The organism is Actinocorallia herbida (assembly GCF_003751225.1).
Taxonomy (GTDB): domain Bacteria; phylum Actinomycetota; class Actinomycetes; order Streptosporangiales; family Streptosporangiaceae; genus Actinocorallia; species Actinocorallia herbida.
On the sequence record NZ_RJKE01000001.1, the window covers coordinates 8,011,557 to 8,028,974 of the forward strand.

General features: G+C 72.9%; 18 protein-coding genes. 17 read left to right on the plus strand and 1 reads right to left on the minus strand.

The features are described from left to right. The first annotated feature begins 141 nt into the window (after positions 1-141). The 5 genes from EDD29_RS36300 to EDD29_RS36320 are packed head-to-tail and all read left to right on the plus strand — an operon-like array spanning position 142 to position 4,236. Entirely contained in the window at positions 142-1,206 is a 1,065-nt protein-coding gene (locus tag EDD29_RS36300; protein WP_123668735.1) for an ABC transporter substrate-binding protein, read from the plus strand. Beyond that, entirely contained in the window at positions 1,199-1,969 is a 771-nt protein-coding gene (locus EDD29_RS36305) for an ABC transporter ATP-binding protein (protein WP_123668736.1), read from the plus strand. Before EDD29_RS36300 ends, EDD29_RS36305 begins: the two co-directional genes overlap by 8 nt. Then, complete coding sequence (locus tag EDD29_RS36310) at positions 1,966-2,751, plus strand: ABC transporter permease (RefSeq protein ID WP_246053183.1); 786 nt, start codon at positions 1,966-1,968, stop codon at positions 2,749-2,751. The genes EDD29_RS36305 and EDD29_RS36310 overlap by 4 nt, the downstream gene beginning before the upstream one ends. Continuing rightward, positions 2,748-3,530: an ABC transporter permease gene (locus tag EDD29_RS36315; protein WP_246053184.1), complete on the plus strand. Its 783-nt coding sequence runs from the start codon at positions 2,748-2,750 to the stop codon at positions 3,528-3,530. Before EDD29_RS36310 ends, EDD29_RS36315 begins: the two co-directional genes overlap by 4 nt. 31 nt (positions 3,531-3,561) lie before the next feature. Further along, positions 3,562-4,236 carry a GrpB family protein gene (locus EDD29_RS36320; RefSeq protein WP_123668738.1) on the plus strand — a complete coding sequence of 225 codons (675 nt, stop codon included), beginning with the start codon at positions 3,562-3,564 and terminating at the stop codon, positions 4,234-4,236. On the opposite strand, the gene EDD29_RS36325 is transcribed toward EDD29_RS36320, so the two are convergent. After that, a complete protein-coding gene (locus EDD29_RS36325; RefSeq protein ID WP_170201717.1) occupies positions 4,192-5,619 on the minus strand; it encodes a PucR family transcriptional regulator in 1,428 nt (475 codons plus the stop codon). The two genes, EDD29_RS36320 and EDD29_RS36325, sit on opposite strands and share 45 nt — an antisense overlap. A gap of 104 nt (positions 5,620-5,723) precedes the next feature. Here EDD29_RS36325 and uraD point away from each other — a divergent pair, with 104 nt between their 5' ends. The 12 genes from uraD to EDD29_RS36385 are packed head-to-tail and all read left to right on the plus strand — an operon-like array spanning position 5,724 to position 17,413. Next, positions 5,724-6,224: a 2-oxo-4-hydroxy-4-carboxy-5-ureidoimidazoline decarboxylase gene (gene uraD / locus EDD29_RS36330; RefSeq protein WP_123668740.1), complete on the plus strand. Its 501-nt coding sequence runs from the start codon at positions 5,724-5,726 to the stop codon at positions 6,222-6,224. Next, entirely contained in the window at positions 6,221-6,517 is a 297-nt protein-coding gene (uraH, locus tag EDD29_RS36335; RefSeq protein WP_123668741.1) for a hydroxyisourate hydrolase, read from the plus strand. Before uraD ends, uraH begins: the two co-directional genes overlap by 4 nt. Continuing rightward, the gene (gene pucL / locus EDD29_RS36340) at positions 6,518-7,378 is read left to right on the plus strand and encodes a factor-independent urate hydroxylase (RefSeq protein WP_123668742.1); all 861 of its coding nucleotides are present in this window, start codon (positions 6,518-6,520) and stop codon (positions 7,376-7,378) included. Then, complete coding sequence (locus EDD29_RS36345) at positions 7,366-8,226, plus strand: FAD binding domain-containing protein (protein WP_123668743.1); 861 nt, start codon at positions 7,366-7,368, stop codon at positions 8,224-8,226. The genes pucL and EDD29_RS36345 overlap by 13 nt, the downstream gene beginning before the upstream one ends. Further along, the gene (locus EDD29_RS36350; protein ID WP_123668744.1) at positions 8,217-8,690 is read left to right on the plus strand and encodes a (2Fe-2S)-binding protein; all 474 of its coding nucleotides are present in this window, start codon (positions 8,217-8,219) and stop codon (positions 8,688-8,690) included. Before EDD29_RS36345 ends, EDD29_RS36350 begins: the two co-directional genes overlap by 10 nt. Next, a complete protein-coding gene (locus EDD29_RS36355; RefSeq protein ID WP_123668745.1) occupies positions 8,687-10,039 on the plus strand; it encodes an 8-oxoguanine deaminase in 1,353 nt (450 codons plus the stop codon). The genes EDD29_RS36350 and EDD29_RS36355 overlap by 4 nt, the downstream gene beginning before the upstream one ends. Positions 10,040-10,070: 31 nt before the next feature. Continuing rightward, positions 10,071-12,341 (plus strand): xanthine dehydrogenase subunit D, encoded by a 2,271-nt coding sequence (pucD, locus tag EDD29_RS36360; RefSeq protein ID WP_123668746.1) that lies wholly within the window; start codon positions 10,071-10,073, stop codon positions 12,339-12,341. After that, positions 12,335-13,471, plus strand: a complete 1,137-nt coding sequence (locus EDD29_RS36365) for a DUF6986 family protein (RefSeq protein WP_123668747.1) — start codon at positions 12,335-12,337, stop codon at positions 13,469-13,471. Before pucD ends, EDD29_RS36365 begins: the two co-directional genes overlap by 7 nt. Further along, positions 13,468-14,787 (plus strand): allantoinase AllB, encoded by a 1,320-nt coding sequence (gene allB, locus EDD29_RS36370; RefSeq protein ID WP_246053185.1) that lies wholly within the window; start codon positions 13,468-13,470, stop codon positions 14,785-14,787. The genes EDD29_RS36365 and allB overlap by 4 nt, the downstream gene beginning before the upstream one ends. Further along, positions 14,777-15,754 carry an allantoicase gene (gene alc, locus EDD29_RS36375; RefSeq protein ID WP_246053186.1) on the plus strand — a complete coding sequence of 326 codons (978 nt, stop codon included), beginning with the start codon at positions 14,777-14,779 and terminating at the stop codon, positions 15,752-15,754. Before allB ends, alc begins: the two co-directional genes overlap by 11 nt. Beyond that, on the plus strand, positions 15,754-16,302 hold the full coding sequence (locus EDD29_RS36380) for a nucleotidyltransferase family protein (protein ID WP_123668749.1): 549 nt from the start codon (positions 15,754-15,756) through the stop codon (positions 16,300-16,302). Before alc ends, EDD29_RS36380 begins: the two co-directional genes overlap by 1 nt. Continuing rightward, on the plus strand, positions 16,295-17,413 hold the full coding sequence (locus tag EDD29_RS36385; RefSeq protein WP_123668750.1) for an XdhC family protein: 1,119 nt from the start codon (positions 16,295-16,297) through the stop codon (positions 17,411-17,413). The genes EDD29_RS36380 and EDD29_RS36385 overlap by 8 nt, the downstream gene beginning before the upstream one ends. The last annotated feature ends 5 nt before the right edge of the window (positions 17,414-17,418 follow it).

The window sequence follows — 17,418 nt, forward strand, 5'->3', positions numbered from 1 at the left end:
ATGGACCGTACCGATCTGTATCTCCCGACAATTGGTGAGATGTGCGTAACAAACCTGAATCGCATGGGAACCTCTGACGCAACAGCACATCCTTAACGTCACCCCCGAGTCGCCGCAACGCCCCCCTGATCGGAGCCCTCTGTGACGTATGACCTCGACCGCCGCGCGATCCTGCGCGGCGGCCTGTTCGCCACCGGCCTCTTCGCGGCCGCCCCGCTGCTCGCCGCCTGCGGAGACGACGAGCCCACCGACACGGCGACCGCCGACGCCGCGGGCGCGATCGGCGCCGGAAGCCTCCGTTTCTCCTGGGTCAAGAACGTGGAGTTCGCCGGCGCGTACATCGCCGACACGAACGGCTACTACAAGGAAGAGGGGTTCAGCGGCTTCGAGCTGATCGGCGGCGGCCCCACCGCGACCCCGGCCGAGACCGACGTCGTCGGCGGCAAGGCCCTCATCGGCATCAGCGCCCCCGACACCGCCGCGGCGGCCATCCTCAAGGGCGCCCCGATCAAGATCATCGGCGCGGAATACCAGAAGAACCCGTTCTGCATCCTGTCGATGGCCGACAACCCCATCAAGACCGTCGCCGACCTCAAGGGCAAGAAGATCGGCGTCCAGGCGACGAACGAGGCGATCTGGGCGGCCTTCCTCAAGGCCAACGACATCGACCCGGAGAGCCTGGAGAAGGTGCCCGTCCAGTTCGACCCGATGCCCCTCACCACGGGCACCGTCGACGGCTGGATGTCCTTCGTCACCAACGAGCCCAACGCGCTGCGGATGAAGGGCTTCAAGGTCGAGACGATGATGTTCGCCGACCAGAACTACCCGCTGGTCAGCGAGGTCTACGTCGTCAAGACCGAGACCATCGAGAAGCGCCGCGACACCCTCAAGGCCTTCCTGCGCGCCCAGGCGCGCGGCTGGAAGGACAACTTCGCCGACCCGACGCTCGGCGCGAAGCTCGCGGTCGAGAAGTACGGCAAGGACCTCGGCCTGGACCTCGAGGAGCAGATCCTGGAGTCCAAGGACGAGAACGCCCTCATCCACACCGAGGACACCAAGAAGAACGGCCTGTTCACCATCACGCCCGAGCTGATCGAGCTGAACATCGCCACGCTCAAGTTCGCCGGGCTGGAGATCACCGCGGACCAGCTCTTCGACATGTCCCTGGTCGAAGAGGTTTACAAGGAAGACCCTTCTCTTGTCTGACGGCATCAGCCTCCACGGCCTGGTGAAGGAGTTCAAGCTGGGCCGCAGGTCCGTCACCGCCCTCAAGGGCGTGGACCTGCGGACCCCGCAGGGCGCCTTCCTGTCCCTGCTCGGCCCCTCCGGCTGCGGCAAGTCCACGGTCCTGCGCATCCTCGCGGGCCTGGAGAAGCCGACGGCCGGGGAGGCCCTCCTCCACGGGGAGGCGCCTTCGGCCGCCCGCGACGCGCACCACCTCGGCATCGCCTTCCAGGACTCGGCGCTGCTGCCGTGGCGGTCGGTCACGGCGAACATCCGGCTGCCCCTCGAAGTCGCCGGGATCAAGCCGGGCAAGAACCAGGTGGCCGACCTCATCAAGCTCGTCGGGCTCGAAGGGTTCGAGAAGGCGCGGCCCTCGCAGCTGTCCGGCGGGATGCGGCAGCGCGTCGCGATCGCCCGCGCACTGGTCGTCGAACCTCAGGTGCTGCTGCTCGACGAGCCCTTCGGCGCGCTCGACGACATGACACGCCAGCGCCTCAACCTGGAACTCCAGCGGATCTGGAGCGAGCGCGCGGTCACCACGCTGCTGGTCACGCACAGCATCTCCGAAGCGGTGTTCCTCAGCGACGTCGTCGCGGTGATGAGCCCCCGGCCCGGCACCGTCATCGCCGAGGTGCCGATCGAGCTGCCGCGCCCCCGCACGCCCGACGTGATGCGCACGCCCGAGTTCCACGCCTACCAGGACAAGCTCTCCGAGCTGCTCTTCGGGCCGGAGACGCAGGAGTGAAGGCCGCAGGAGTGAAGGCCGCAGGCGAAAGGCGCCTCACCGTCCCGAAGTGGGCGGCGGGCGTCGCGGGGCTCGTCGCCCTCGTCCTCGCTTGGCAGATCGCGTCCGTCGCCGTCCCCGGCGAGGCCGTCCCGGCCCCGTGGGACACGGCCAAGGCCCTGGCCGACGACGGGTGGGAGTTCTACCGGCCGCATCTGGAGGGGACTGGATGGGAGGCCCTGCGCGGCTTCTTCTGGGGCAACGCGATCGCGTTCGGCCTCGCCCTGCTGGTGATCCTCGTCCCGCCGACCGAGCGGGTCATCACCCAGATCGGCGTCGCCTCCTACTGCCTGCCCGTCATCGCGGTCGGCCCGATCCTCACCGTCGTGCTCGAAGGCGACTCGCCGATGGTCGCGATGGCCGCGCTCCAGGTGCTGTTCACCACGCTCATCGGGGTGCTCGCCGGGCTGCGCGCCGCCGACCAGGCCAGCCTCGACCTCGTCAAGGCCTACGGCGGCGGGCGGTGGAAGCAACTCGTCAAGGTGCGGCTCATCGCGGCGCTGCCCTCCAGCTTCGCGGCGCTCAAGATCGCCGCGCCGTCGGCGGTGCTCGGCGCGATCATCGGCGAGTTCCTCGGCCGCGTCGACCAGGGGCTCGGCCTCGCCATGGTCGTCGCGCAGACCCAGCTCGCCACCGAGCGGACGTGGGGGGTCGCCATCGTCGCGGGCGCGCTGGCCGGCTTCGGCTACGCGGTCGTCGCCCTCGTCGCCCGGTTCGCCATGCCCTGGGAGCGTACGTCGTGATCCTGAAGAGAACCGCGGGCACGCTGCTGTCCATCACCGTCTCGCTCGTGCTCGTCGTGGTGGCCTGGCTGGTCTTCATCCGGCAGTTCGACATGAACCCGATGGTCGTGCGCGGCCCCGGCGACGTCTGGGCGTACCTGTTCACCGCCGAGACGGCCGAGGCCAACCGCGCGCTCGTCTGGGACGACCTGACGATCACCCTGGTCGACGCGGGGCTCGGACTCGTCGTCGGACTGATCGGGGCGTCGGTGATCGCCGTGGCGTTCGTGCTGTCCACCGCGGCCGAGCAGGCGTTCATGCCCATCGCGATGATCATGCGCAGTGTGCCGCTGGTGGCGATGACGCCGGTCCTCACCCTGGTCTTCGGCCGGGAGCTGACCGCGACGACCGTCATCGTCGGGATCGTGGTGTTCTTCCCCGCGCTGGTGAACCTCGTGCTCGGGCTGCGCTCGGCCTCCCCCCAGGCCGTCGACCTCGTGCGCGCCTACGGCGGCGGCACCTGGACGGCCATGCGCAAGGTGCTCATCCCGTCGGCCCTGCCCGCGTTCTTCACCTCCGCCCGCATCTCCGCGCCCGGCGCGATCATCGGCGCGATGCTCGCGGAGTGGCTGGCCACCGGCAAGGGCATCGGCTACCGGATGCTCCAGGACGTGAGCACGTTCGAGTCCGACAACCTGTGGACGAGCGTCGTGGTGATCACCCTGGTCTCCCTCGCCGTCTACTCGGTGATCAGCGTCGTGGAGAACATCGTCCTCGCACGGTTCGGCCGTAACGCCTGACCCGCCGCGCCCGGGACGCCACACTGAGAACATGACCGACACCTCGCCGCTCGGGCTGCGGCACGGAACCGTCAAGGTCGTTCCCAGCGACCCGAGCTGGTCGCAGGCCTACGCGCTGCTCGCCGCCGACCTCGCCGCCGCGCTGGGCGGGCTCGCCTCGGACCTGGAGCACGTCGGCTCCACCTCGGTCCCCGGCCTGCCCGCCAAGCCGATCATCGACATCGCCGCGCTGCTCGTCCCGGGCGTGGACCCGGCCGAGGTGGCCCAGGCGGTCGCCCCGCTCGGCTACGGCTACCGGGGCGACACCGGGGACCAGGGCGGCCTCCTGTACGTCCTGGAGCCCGCGGACGCCCCGGGCCACGCCGTCGCCCACCTGCACGGGATCGCACCCGGCGACGTCCAGTGGGAGCGTTATCTGGAGCTGCGCGACCTGCTCCGCAAGGACGAGACGGCCCGCGACGAGTACGCCAGGCTCAAGCACGGGCTCGCCGCCCGGCACGGCGACGACCGCACCGCCTACACCTCGGCCAAGTCCACGTTCATCGACGGCCTGCTCGGCGGATCCGTCGCAGCGGCACGAGCGCGGCGCGCATCCGACGGACCCGGTCCACGGCCACTTGAAGAACCCGGCCTCGCCAAGGCGTCCGCGGACCGGGTCGGGTCAGCGGCGGAGCCGCAGGGCGAGGTGGAAATCGACCCGGTCTGAGAACAGGTCGAGGTCCCGGCCGGTCAGGTCGGCGATCCGGCGCATCCGGTACCGCAGGGTGTTCACGTGGACGTGCATGACGCTCGCGCAGCGCGTCCACGAGCCGTCGCAGGCGAGGAACGCCTCAAGGGTGCGCAGCAGCTCGGAGCCGCCCCGCGCGTCGTAGTCGACGAGCGGCGCGAGCAGCCGGTCGGCGAACGCGCGCCTGGCCGTCGCGGGGATCCCGGCGAGCAGGAGGTCGTGCGAGGCGAGCTCGTCGCAGCCCACCACGCGTGAGCGGCCCGGCCGCTCCAGCGCGTAGGCGTGCGCGTGCCGGGCCTCGGTGAGCGCCGCGGGCAGGCCCTGCGGCGCGCGGGCGGCCCGGCTGACACCGATCGTCACCCGGGTCGCGACGGCCATCCGCAGCACGTCCTCGCGCAGTTCCGCGAGCAGCCCGGGACGCTCGGGCACCACCGCGACCGCGGTGCCGTCGAGGTCGGCGACCGCCCCGTCCGTCAGTTCCTCCAGGAGGGCGCCCGCGGGACCCCCGGACAGCGACCCGACGAGCACGAGGTGGGCCCCGTCGGCGTCCAGGCCGCAGGCGCGCAGCGCGGGGGCCGGGTTCTCCTCGGCCGCGACCGCCTCGACGAGCTGGGCGGCGAGCCTGCGCTCGACCTGCCGGGCGCTCTCGGTCCTGGCGAGATCCAGCGCGGCGAGCGAGACGAGTTCGTCGATGCCCTCCGGCGACGTGCTCGCGACGAACCTGCCGCCGAGCCTGGCCACGCCGGGCAGCCCCTCGATCCGGTACAGCCTGCCGTCGATGGTGGCGGCGGCCGGGAGGCGGTCGGCGGACAGGAACGCGGTGGCCAGACGGCGCGCTTCGGGCAGCCGCCCGCCCGCGAGCACCCGCCCGGACGAGCCGACGGTCCAGGCGTGGACCGACGGCCACACCTCGCGGAGGGTCGCGCCCGAGGTGAGGGCGGCGATCAGTCCCCGGTGCCTGCTGCGGGCGGCCAGCGCGGTGGCCTCGCGCTCGGCCCACAGGACCGTCGCCATGCGCTCGGTGATCTCCCGGAAGGACACGTCGGCGGGGACCGCGAACAGCGGCACCGCGTGCCTGCGGCAGGCTTCCACGAGATCGTCGGGGACCGAGCCGAGCAGGCCCTCGCCCGCGCCGAGCGCGGCGATCCCGGCCCTGGCCAGGTTCTCCACGAACACCTCGGAGTCGGCGGGCTCCTTGCGCCACATCAGGCCGGTGAGCACCATCTCGCCGCCGACGAGGTAGCGGCCGGGGTCGAGCAGGTCGGTGGTGAAGCTGGACCGCAGCGGCCGGTCGAGCGCCTGCGCGCCGATCAGGACGGGCAGGTTCCGGCCGGGCTGCTCCAGCACGTCCCTGAGCTGCATGGGCCCCTCCTTGTAGCGGTCTCCAAAGAAGCTAGCCGTGCGTTGTTTCATCTTCGGTGCTTCGCACGTTTCGGCGGTGCTACCCGGGGAGATTGACTCAAGTCATGACGATGGCGGACTTCAACGGGCGGTCCCGCGCCGAGGCCGAGGAGGGGCTGCTGGCCTGCTGCGCGGTCCCGCGCTGGGCGCGTGCGGTGGCCGAAGGGCGGCCGTATCCGGACGTCGCGGCCTTCACCGAGGCGGCCGTGGGCGTGCTGGACGGCCTGTCCTGGGACGAGGTGCTGACCGCTCTCGCCGCCCACCCGAGGATCGGGGACAGGGCGGAGGGGACGTCCAAGGAGGCCGCCTGGTCCCGCCAGGAGCAGTCCGCGGCGGCGCACCCAGACGAGTCGGCCAAGAGCTCCCTGATCGCCGCGAACGTCGCCTACGAGGAGAGGTTCGGTCATGTCTTCCTCATCTGCGCCACCGGCCGCACCGCGGGAGAGGTCCTCCAGGCCGCCCTCCACCGGCTCGGCAACGATCCCGAGACCGAGCGGCGCGTCGTGCGCCGGGAGCTCGCCGCGATCGTGCGGCTGCGCCTGGAGAAGCTGGTGACGAACCCATGAGTCTTTCCACGCACGTCCTCGACACCACGTCGGGGCGTCCCGCGCAGGGGGTCCCCGTCGCGCTCGACCGGCTCGGCCCGCAAGGGTGGGAGCCGGTCGCGGAGGGGATGACCGATGACGACGGCCGGATCTCCGGCTGGCACGCCGACCGGGGCCGGCACCGGCTCAGGTTCGAGGTGCCGCGGTCGTTCTTCCCCGAGGTGTCGATCGTCTTCGACGCCCCCGGGGAGGGCCATCTGCACATCCCCCTGCTGCTCAGCAATTTCGGTTACACCACGTACAGGGGTTCGTAGATGAAGTTCAGCCTGGGTCCGAACGGTTACGGCAAGGCCGAGACCCGCCTCGTCCGCGTCGAGCGCGAGGGGGTCCGCCACACGATCACCGACCTCAACGTCAGCACGAAGCTCTCCGGCGACCTCGCGGCGACGCACCTCACCGGCGACAACTCCGGGGTCCTGCCGACCGACTCGCAGAAGAACACCGTCTACGCCTTCGCCCGGCGATTCGGGATCGGCGAGATCGAGCTGTTCGCGACGACGCTGGCGAGCCACTTCGTCGCGTCCCAGGAGCAGATCCACAAGGCCAGGGTCGCGATCGACGCCTACTCCTGGGACCGGATCGGCGACCACTCCTTCGCCAAGGCGGGCGGCGAGATCCGCTCGGCCGTCGCGACCGTCACCGCCGACGGCGCGTGGGTCACCGGCGGACTGCGCGGCCTGACCCTGATGAACACCACGGACTCGGAGTTCCACGGGTTCCCCCGCGACGAGTTCACGACGCTCAAGGAGACGTCAGAGCGGATCCTCGCCACCGACGTCGCCGCGACCTGGAGGTTCGGGACCCTGGACGTCGACTGGGGCCCCGCCTTCGCGCTGATCCGCGAGTCCCTGATCTCGGCCTTCGTGGAGACCCACAGCCTGTCCTTGCAGCAGACCCTCTACGCGATGGGCACGCGGGTCCTGGAGAAGGTGCCGGAGGTCGCCGAGGTCAGGCTGACCCTGCCGAACAAGCACCACTTCCTGGTCGATCTCGCCCCGTTCGGGCTGGACAATCCCGACGAGGTCTACTTCGCCGCCGACCGTCCGTACGGCCTCATCGAAGGGAGCGTGCTGCGCGACGGCGCCCCTGACGAGGGGCTCGCGTGGAGTTCCTGAGCCCGGGGACCTGGGCGGAGGCGCTGGCCGCCAAGGCGGACCTGCCGGACGCGGTGCCGCTCGCGGGCGGCACCGACGTCATGGTGGAGCTGAACTTCCGCAGGCGGCGACCCGGAGCGCTGCTCGACCTCACCCGGATCGGCGGGCTGCGGGAGTGGTCGGAGGCCGACGGGCTGATCCGGATAGGCGCGGGCATGCCCTACACCCGGATCATGGCCGAGCTGGGCGACCGGCTCCCGGGGCTCGCGCGGGCCTCCCGGACCGTCGGGTCTCCGCAGATCCGCAACCGGGGCACGCTGGGCGGCAACCTCGGGTCGGCCTCGCCCGCCGGGGACGGCCATCCGCCGCTGCTGGCCGCGGGCGCGCTGGTCGAGGCGGCCTCGGTCCGGGGCGTGCGGACCATCCCGATCGGCGAGTTCTTCCTGGGGCCCAAGCGCAGCGCGCTCGCCCCCGACGAGCTGATCGCGGCGGTGCTGGTGCCGCCCGCGCCGGGCCCGCAGCAGTTCGCCAAGATCGGCACCAGGAACGCGATGGTGATCGCGGTGGCGTCGTTCGCGCTGGAACTGCGGCCGGGCGGCGCGGACGGGACCGTCGGCACCGGGATCGGGTCGGCCGGGCCGACCCCGCTGCGCGCGCCGGAGGCCGAGGCGTTCGCCGCCGCCGCGCTGCCGTGGGCCACCCGGGACCCCGGGCTGCCCCCGGCCCTCACCGCGCGGTTCGCCGAGCTCGTCGCGGCGGCCGCCTCGCCCATCGACGACGTGCGCGGCACCGCCGCCTACCGGCGGCACACCCTCGGCGTCCTGGCACGCCGCACCCTCACCTGGGCCTGGAGCGAGCTATGCGGGTGACCTGCAGGATCAACGGAGCGACCCGTACCGCCGACGACGTGTGGGAGGGCGAGAGCCTGCTGTACGTCCTGCGCGAGCGGCTGGGCCTGCCCGGCAGCAAGAACGCCTGCGAGCAGGGCGAGTGCGGCTCGTGCACGGTCTACCTCGACGGGGTCGCGGTGTGCGCGTGCCTGGTCGCGGCGGGCCAGGCGGCGGGCCGCGAGATCGTCACGGTGGAGGGCCTGTCCGACGGGGACGACCTCGATCCCGTGCAGCGCGCGTTCCTGCGCACGGGCGCGGTGCAGTGCGGGTTCTGCACGCCGGGCCTCGTCGTGGCGGTGCACGACCTGCTGAACCGGGTGCCCGACCCGTCCGACCCGGAGATCCGCGAGGCGCTCGCGGGCAACCTGTGCCGCTGCACCGGGTACGAGAAGATCATGGACGCGGTGCGCCTGGCGGCCGCGGAGAGGGGCGGCAGCCGATGACCTCCACACTGATCGAGAACGCCGCGATCGCCACCGTCGACGCGGCGGGCACCGAGCACGCGCGCGGCCATGTGCTCATCGAGGACGGCGTGATCACGTCGGTCGGGGAAGGGCCCTCCCCGCGCCTCGCCGACCTCGTCGTCGACGGGACGGGCTGCCTGGCCACCCCGGGCCTGGTCAACACCCACCACCACCTGTACCAGTGGGCCACCCGCGCGCTGGCCCAGGACGCGATCCTCTTCGAGTGGCTGAAGGCCCTCTACCCCGTCTGGGGCCTGCTGGACGCGGAGATCGCGCACGCGACGACCGGGGCCGGCCTCGCCACGCTGGCGCTGTCGGGCTGCACGACCAGCACCGACCACCACTACGTCTACCCGCGCGACGGCGGCGACGTCTTCGCCGCCCAGGTCGAGGCCGCCCGGACGATCGGGCTGCGGTTCCACCCGTGCCGCGGCTCGATGGACCTCGGCGCCTCCCAGGGCGGGCTGCCGCCGGACCACATCGTCGAGACGACCGAGGCCGCCCTGGCGGCGACCGCCGAGGCCGTCGACGCCCACCACGACGCCTCCCCCGCCTCGATGCTGCGGGTCGCGGTCGCGCCCTGCTCTCCGTTCTCGGTCACCGAGGACCTCATGCGCGAGGCCGCCGTGCTGGCCAGGGCCAAGGGCGTCCGGCTGCACACGCACCTCGCCGAGACCCTCGAGGAGGAGGAGTTCTGCCGGGAGCGCTTCGACTGCACGCCCGTGCAGTACGCCGAGCGTCTCGGCTGGGTCGGCCCCGACGTGTGGCTGGCGCACACCGTCCACCTCGACCCGGAGTCGATCGCCACCCTCGGCGCGACCGGCACCGGCGTCGCGCACTGCCCCAGCTCCAACGGCAGGCTCGGCGCGGGCATCGCCCCGGTGCGGGCGCTGCTCGGCGCGGGCGCGCCCGTCGGGCTCGGCGTGGACGGCGCCGCCTCCCAGGAGGCGGGGCGGCTGGCCCCCGAACTCCGCCAGGCCCTGTACTTCGCCCGGCTCGCGGACGGACCCGCCGCCATGACCGCGCGCGAGGCGCTGCGCCTCGGCACCATGGGCGGCGCCCGCTGCCTGGGCCGGGAGGCCGAGATCGGCTCCCTGGAGCCCGGCAAGCTCGGCGACGTCGCCCTGTGGCGGCTGGACACCCTCGCCCACGCGGGCATCGCCGACCCGGTCGCCGCCCTCGTCCTGGGCGCGGAACCGCCCCTCGCCGCCCTGCTCGTCGCGGGCGCTCTCGTCGTTCGTGACGGTCGCCTCACCACCGCCGACGAGGGCGCGCTCACCGCCGCCCTGACCCGCGCGAGCACCCGCCTCGCCGGAACCGCCGTATGACGCCCCGGGGAACTCCGCGAAGGAGGAGCCGATGACCACGCATCTGGGACTCGCCGCGGCGGTCGAGGCGGGGGTCGGGAGCAGTCCGGCACGGCCGGACGGGCGGCTCAAGGTCACCGGGGAGTTCGCGTTCTCGTCCGACCTGTGGGCGGACCAGATGGTGTGGGGCGCGACGCTGCGCAGCCCGCACCCCCGCGCGAAGATCACCGCCATCGACGTCGGGCCCGCCCTCGCCATCGCCGGGGTCCGGACGGTCCTCACCCATGAGGACGTGCCGGGCCGCAAGGTCTACGGCCTGGAGGTCCCCGACCAGCCGGTGCTGGCCTTCGACGAGGTGCGCTACCAGGGAGAGCCCGTCGCGATCGTGGCGGCCGACCATCCCGAGACCGCGGCCCGCGCGGCCGCGGCGATCCGGGTGGAGTACGCGGTGCTCCCGCCGATCACCGACCCCGAGGCCGCGGTGCCGCCGGACGGGCCGCGGGTGCACGCCGATCGGCCGAACCTGCTGCGGCACGTGCCGATCCGCAAGGGCGACCCGGCCGCGGCGGCGGAGGTCGTCGTCAGCGGCTTCTACGAGGTCGGGATGCAGGACCAGGCGTTCCTCGGGCCTGAGTCCGGCCTCGCCGTCCCCGCCGACGACGGGGGCGTCGACCTGTACGTGGCGACGCAGTGGCTGCACTCGGACCGGAACCAGGTCGCGATGAGCCTCGGCCTCGCCCCCGAGAAGGTGCGCTTCACCCTCGCCGGGGTGGGCGGCGCGTTCGGCGGGCGCGAAGACCTGTCGATGCAGATCCACGCCTGCCTGCTGGCGCTCCGCACGGGACGCCCGGTGAAGATGGTCTACGGCCGCGAGGAGTCGTTCTTCGGGCACGTCCACAGGCATCCCGCCCGTCTCTGGTACGAGCACGGGGCCGACGCCGACGGCCGTCTCGTGTACGTCAAGGCGCGCATCCTGCTCGACGGGGGTGCTTACGCCTCGACGTCGCCCGCCGTGGCGGCCAACGCGGCGGCGCTCGGGATCGGCCCGTACGACGTGCCCAACGTCGTCATGGACTCCGAGGTCGTCTACTCCAACAACCCTCCGTGCGGGGCCATGCGCGGCTTCGGCGCCGTGCAGGCGTGCTTCGCGTACGAGTCGCAGATGGACCGGCTGGCCGAGGCCGTCGGGGTGGACCCGGTGGAGGTCCGGGTGCGCAACGCGCTCAAGGTCGGCGACCGGATGCCGACGGGCCAGCTCGTCGAAGGGGCCGCGCCCGTCGCGGAGCTGCTGCGGCTGGTGCAGGGGCGGCCCGCGCCGGACCCTGCCGACCTCCTGCCGGGCGGGACCGCCAACACCACGCGCGGCGAGGGCGTCGTGCGCGGCGTCGGGTACGGGATCGGGATCAAGAACGTCGGGTTCTCCGAGGGCTTCGACGACTACTCCACCGCGCGCGTCAGGCTCGAACTCGTCGGCGACCGCCCGGCCGTCCTGGTGCACACCGCAGCGGCCGAGGTCGGGCAGGGCCTGGTGACGGTCCTCGCGCAGATCGCGCGGACCGAACTCGGCGTCTCCCGGGTGACGATCGCGCCCGCCGACACCGCGGTGGGCTCCGCGGGCTCGTCCTCGGCCTCCCGCCAGACCTATGTGACGGGCGGGGCGGTGAAGGCCGCGTGCGAGGCGGTCCGGGAAAGGGTGCTCGCCGGGCTCAGCGAGGCCGCCGGCCCCGGCCTCCGGCTGGAGGACGAGCAGGTCGTGGACGCCTCGGGCGCCCCGGTGGCCTCCCTCGCCGACCTGCTCGGCGGCGACGCCTTCGAGGAGACCGTCGAGTGGCGGCACAAGCGCACCTATCCGCTGGACCCCGCGACCGGCCAGGGGAACGCGCACGTCCAGTACGCCTTCGCCGCGCACCGCGCGACCGTGGACGTCGACGTGGAGCTCGGCCTGGTCCGGGTGGTGGAGATCGCGACCGCGCAGGACGTCGGCAAGGCCGTCAATCCCCAGGCCGTCGAAGGGCAGATCCAGGGCGGCACCGCGCAGGGTCTGGGCCTCGCGCTGTTCGAGGAGATCCAGGTGGTCGACGGGATAGTGCGCAACCCCTCGTTCACGGACTACCTGCTACCCACGATCATGGACATGCCGCCGATGTCGCTGGACATCCTGGAACTCGCCGATCCCGACGCGCCCTACGGGCTGCGCGGGGTGGGCGAGCCTCCGACGATCTCCTCGACCCCGGCGGTCGTCGCGGCCGTCCGCGCCGCGACGGGCACGGCTCTCACCAGGGTGCCCGTGCGACCTGAGCACATCACGGGAACCACATGCTAGAAGAGATCTACGACCAACTCGACGCTCGGCTGGCCACGGCCGACGCCGATCTCGCCGCGCGCTATCCGGGCGACAGGCCGGGCCGCCAGCCCGTGCACACCGTCTATGTCCCGGCCGACCGCGTCACCGCGGACCTGCCGGCGGCGTGGGGCGGCCTCGCGCTCGCCGCGCTCGACGAGCACGGCCTGCCCTACGCCCCCGACCTCGACGGCCTGGTCCGCGCCAAGCTCGCGGACGAGCCGATCGAGGACCTGCGGATCGACTTCGAGGACGGCTACGGCCGCCGCGACGACGCCCAGGAGGACGCGCACGCCCGCGCGGCGGCCAAGTTCCTGGCCGAGGGGACCACGCCCTTCTCCGGGATCCGGATCAAGTGCCTGGAGGCCGACCTCCGGCGCCGGGCCGTCCGGACCCTGAAGATCCTCCTCGACGAGATGGGCGGCGTGCCCGCCGGTTTCGTCGTCACCCTTCCGAAGGTCACCTCGGTGGCCCAGGTCGAGGCGATGGTCGCGCTCTGCGCGGCGCTGGAGTCCACCCCGGGCGAGCTGCGGTTCGAGATCCAGATCGAGACCCCGCAGTCGATCCTCGGCCCGGACGGCACCGCGCTGGTCGCGCCGATGATCCACGCCTCGGCCGGCCGCTGCACCGCGCTGCACTACGGCACCTACGACTACTCGGCCTCGTGCGGGATCGCCGCCGCCTACCAGGCGATGGACCACCCCGCGGCCGACCACGCCAAGGCCGTCATGCAGGCCGCGGCCGCGCTGACCGGGGTCCGGCTCAGCGACGGCTCGACCAACGTCATGCCGGTCGGCGACCGGACCCGCGACGCCTGGGCGCTGCACTCCCGGCTGGTCCGCCGCTCGCTGGAGCGCGGCTTCTACCAGGGCTGGGACCTGCACCCGGCGCAGCTCCCGACCCGGTTCGCCGCGAACTACGCCTTCTACCGGGAGGGCGCGGACGAGGCCGTCACAAGGCTCGACGCCTACCTGAACCGGACCGAGAGCGGGTTCCTCGACGAACCCGCCACGGCCCGCGCCCTGGCGTCCTACCTGCGGCGCGCCCTGGACTGCGGCGCGCTCGACCCGTCCGACCTGCCCTTCCCTTCGACCACCCTGGAGGCGCTGTGACGACCGCGCAGAGCGGCCCGTTGAAGGCGGTCCGCGCGAAGCGGGTGCTGCTGCCCGAAGGCGAGGGACCCGCGACCGTCGTGGTCCGGGACGGGAAGATCGCCGCGATCCTCCCCTACGAGGCCGACGTCGAAGGCGTCACCGGCCTCTCCGACGACCTCGTCCTGCTCCCGGGCCTGGTGGACACGCACGTCCATGTGAACGAGCCGGGCCGCACCCAGTGGGAGGGCTTCTCGACCGCCACCCGGGCGGCGGCCGCGGGCGGGGTGACGACGATCGTCGACATGCCGCTGAACTCGCTGCCCCCGACCGTCGACGTGGCGTCCCTGGCCGTCAAGAAGAAGGCGGCCGAGGGCCAGATCCACGTGGACGTCGGGTTCTGGGGCGGGGCGATCCCCGGCAACGCGGGAGATCTCGCGGCCCTGCACGAGGCCGGGGTGTTCGGGTTCAAGAGCTTCCTCATCGACTCCGGCGTCCCGGAGTTCCCGCCGCTGGACCCGGCGGGCCTGGAAGAGGCCATGCGGACGGTGGACGCCCTGTTCATCGTGCACGCCGAGGACCCGTCCCTGGTCGGCGAGTCGCGCCCCGCGTTCCCCGACTTCGTGGCGTCCCGGCCGCCGGAGGCCGAGGCCGCCGCCGTCCGGACCGTCATCGAGGCGGCCCGCCGGACCGGCGCGCGCGCCCATATCCTGCACCTGGCCGCCGCCGACGCGCTGCCGCACCTGCGCGCGGCCCAGGCCGACGGGGTGCGGATCACCGCCGAGTCGTGCCCGCACTACCTGACGCTGCGGGCCGAGGACGTCCCGGCGCTGGCGACCGAGTACAAGTGCTGCCCGCCGATCCGGGAGGGCGCCCACCAGGACGCCCTGTGGGAGGCGCTCAAGGAGGGGGTGATCACCTGCGTGGTCTCCGACCACTCTCCCTGCACTCCCGATCTCAAAGAGGGAGATTTCGCCACAGCCTGGGGCGGAATCGCCTCAGTGCAGCTGGGACTGCCCGTCATGTGGACGCAGGCCGCCAAACGCGACATTCCACTCAGTACTCTCGTTGCATGGATGAGCCGGGCACCCGCCGATCTTGTGGGACTGCCCGCGAAGGGAAGGATCGCGGTAGGAGCGGACGCGGATCTCGTCGCGTTCGCCCCGGATGAGGAGTTCACGGTGGACGCGGCACGCCTCTTCCACCGCAATCCCGTCACGCCGTACCACGGCAGGACCCTTCGCGGCGTCGTCCACACGACGTGGCTGCGCGGCGCGCCGACCGGCGGCGAGCCCGCCGGACGGTTCCTGCACCGAGAGGAAAGCGTTGTTCACTGAACTGCTGGATCTGGCTTCACGCGCGATGGGCGGGACCGTCGTCTCGGCCAACGACGAGTTCTTCGCCGACCGCGAGAACCTGATCAACCCGCACCGCCCGACCTTCACCCTGGCGACCTTCGGGCACAAGGGCCAGGTCTACGACGGCTGGGAGACCCGGCGGCGCCGCGAGCCCGGACACGACCATGCCATCGTGCGGCTCGGCGTGCCCGGGGTGCTGCGCAACATCATCGTCGACACCGCGTTCTTCACCGGCAACTACCCGACCGAGGCGTCGGTGGACGGCTGCTTCCTGCCCGACTACCCGTCGGCCGAGGAGCTGGAGAAGGCCACCTGGTTCCCGGTCATCCCCCGCTCCGAGCTGGAGGGCGACACCGAGAACTCCTTCCCGGTGCCGTCGGCGCGCCTGGTCACCCATGTGCGGCTGAACATCTACCCCGACGGCGGCGTCGCCCGGCTGCGGGTGCACGGGACCCCGGTCATCGACCCGTCGCTCGTCCCCGACGTGTTCGACCTCGCCGCCGCCGAGCACGGCGGCGCCGTCACCGACGCGTCCGACCGGTTCTACGGCTCGCCCAACCAGCTCCTCCTGCCCGGCCTCGCCCGGACCATGGGCGAGGGCTGGGAGACCAAGCGCCGCCGCGACAACGGCAACGACTGGGTCGAGGTCAAGCTGGCCGCCCCCGGTCTGCCGCAGCTGATCGAGCTGGACACCTCGCACTTCAAGGGCAACTGCCCGGGAAGCGCCAAGGTGAGCGCGCTTGACGGGCCCGTCCTACTGGAGCCCGTCAAGCTCCAGCCCGACACCCGGCACCGGTTCCGGGTCACCGCCGACCGGCCCGTCGACGCGGTGCGGCTGGACATCTTCCCCGACGGGGGCATGGCGCGCTTCCGTGTGTACGGCACCCTCCCCCCGCAGTCCCGCGCGGATCTCGCCGCGCGGTGGAACGCGCTCCAGGAGGACTGATGGCGATCCCCGGCCTCTTGCTCGCCGCGGGAGCGGGACGGCGCTACGGCATGCCCAAGGCGCTCGTCCCGACCCCCGGCGACCCGGACCTCCTGCTCGTCGAGCACGGCGTCCGGACCCTGCGGGAGGCCGGGTGCGGCCCGGTGGTCGCGGTGCTCGGCGCGGAGGCGCGCCGGGTGCCGCCGCTGCCCGGCGTGATCGTCGTGGTGAACGCCGACTGGGCGTCGGGCATGGGCTCGTCGCTGCGCGCCGGGCTCGCCGCGCTGTCCGCCGACGCGGTCGTGGTGCTGCCGGTCGACACGCCGTGGATCACCCCGGAGGCGGTCCAGCGGGTCGCTGAGGGGGCGGGACCGCAGACCCTGCGCGTGGCGACCTACGACGGCCGCCAGGGGCACCCCGTCGTCCTCGGCCACGACCACTGGGCGGGCGTCGCCGAACTCGCCATCGGGGACGTGGGGGCCAGGCCCTACCTGAAGCTGCACGACCACGAGCGGGTGCCCTGCGACGACATCGCCGACGGCACCGATCTGGACGTGCCTCTTGCGTGACGTCCTCGACGACCTGTTCGCGCAGTGGTCGGCCGGCCGCCCGGCCGGACTCGCGACGGTCGTGGAGACGTGGAAGTCGGCGCCCCGCCCGCCGGGTGCGTCGATGCTGGTGTCGGAATCCGGCGAGGCCCTCGGCAGCGTGTCGGGCGGCTGCGTCGAAGGGGCCGTCTACGATCTGGCCCGTGACGCGGCCACCGATCCGGACGCCGTGCCCGTCCTCGAGCGGTACGGGGTGAGCGACGACGACGCCTTCGCCGTCGGCCTGACCTGTGGCGGGACCATCCACGTCTACATCGAGCGGGTGAGCCCCGAGACCTTCCCCCGGCTCGACGGGGTCGTCGCCGACATCCGGGCGGGGGTGCCCGTCGCCGTCGCCACCTGCGTGGACCCGCCCGACGCCGCCGCGTTCGGCCGCCGCATGGTGATCCGCGCGGACTCCGCCGAAGGCACCTTCGGGTCGGCCCGGCTGGACGAGGCGGCCGTCGACGACGCCCGGGGCCTGCTCGCGTCCGGGACCACCGGGACGCTCCGCTACGGCCGCGACGGCGAACGGCTCGACGGCGACCTCACCCTCGCGGTCCAGGTGCACGCGCCCCGGCCCCGCATGATCGTCTTCGGCGCGATCGACTTCGCCGCGGCCCTCGCCCGCGCCGGCTCGTTCCTCGGCTTCCACGTGACGGTCTGCGACGCCCGTCCCGTCTTCGCCACCCGCCGCAGGTTCCCCGACGCCGACGAGGTGGTCGTGGACTGGCCGCACAGGTACCTCGCGGCCGAGGCGGCCGCGGGCCGGATCGACGGCCGGACCGTCCTCGCCGTCCTCACTCACGACGCCAAGTTCGACATCCCGCTGCTGGAGGTCGCGCTAAGGCTCCCCGTCGCCTACGTCGGCGCGATGGGCTCCCGCCGCACCCACGCCGACCGGCTGAACCGCCTCCGCGCGACCTCCCTCACCGAAGCCGACCTGGCCCGCCTGCACTCCCCCATCGGCCTCGACCTGGGCGCCCGCACCCCGGAGGAGACGGCCATCAGCATCACCGCCGAGATCATCGCCACCCGCTGGTCGGGCAGCACGACCCCGCTGGCCAGGACCCGGGGCCCGATCCACCGCTGAAGGCG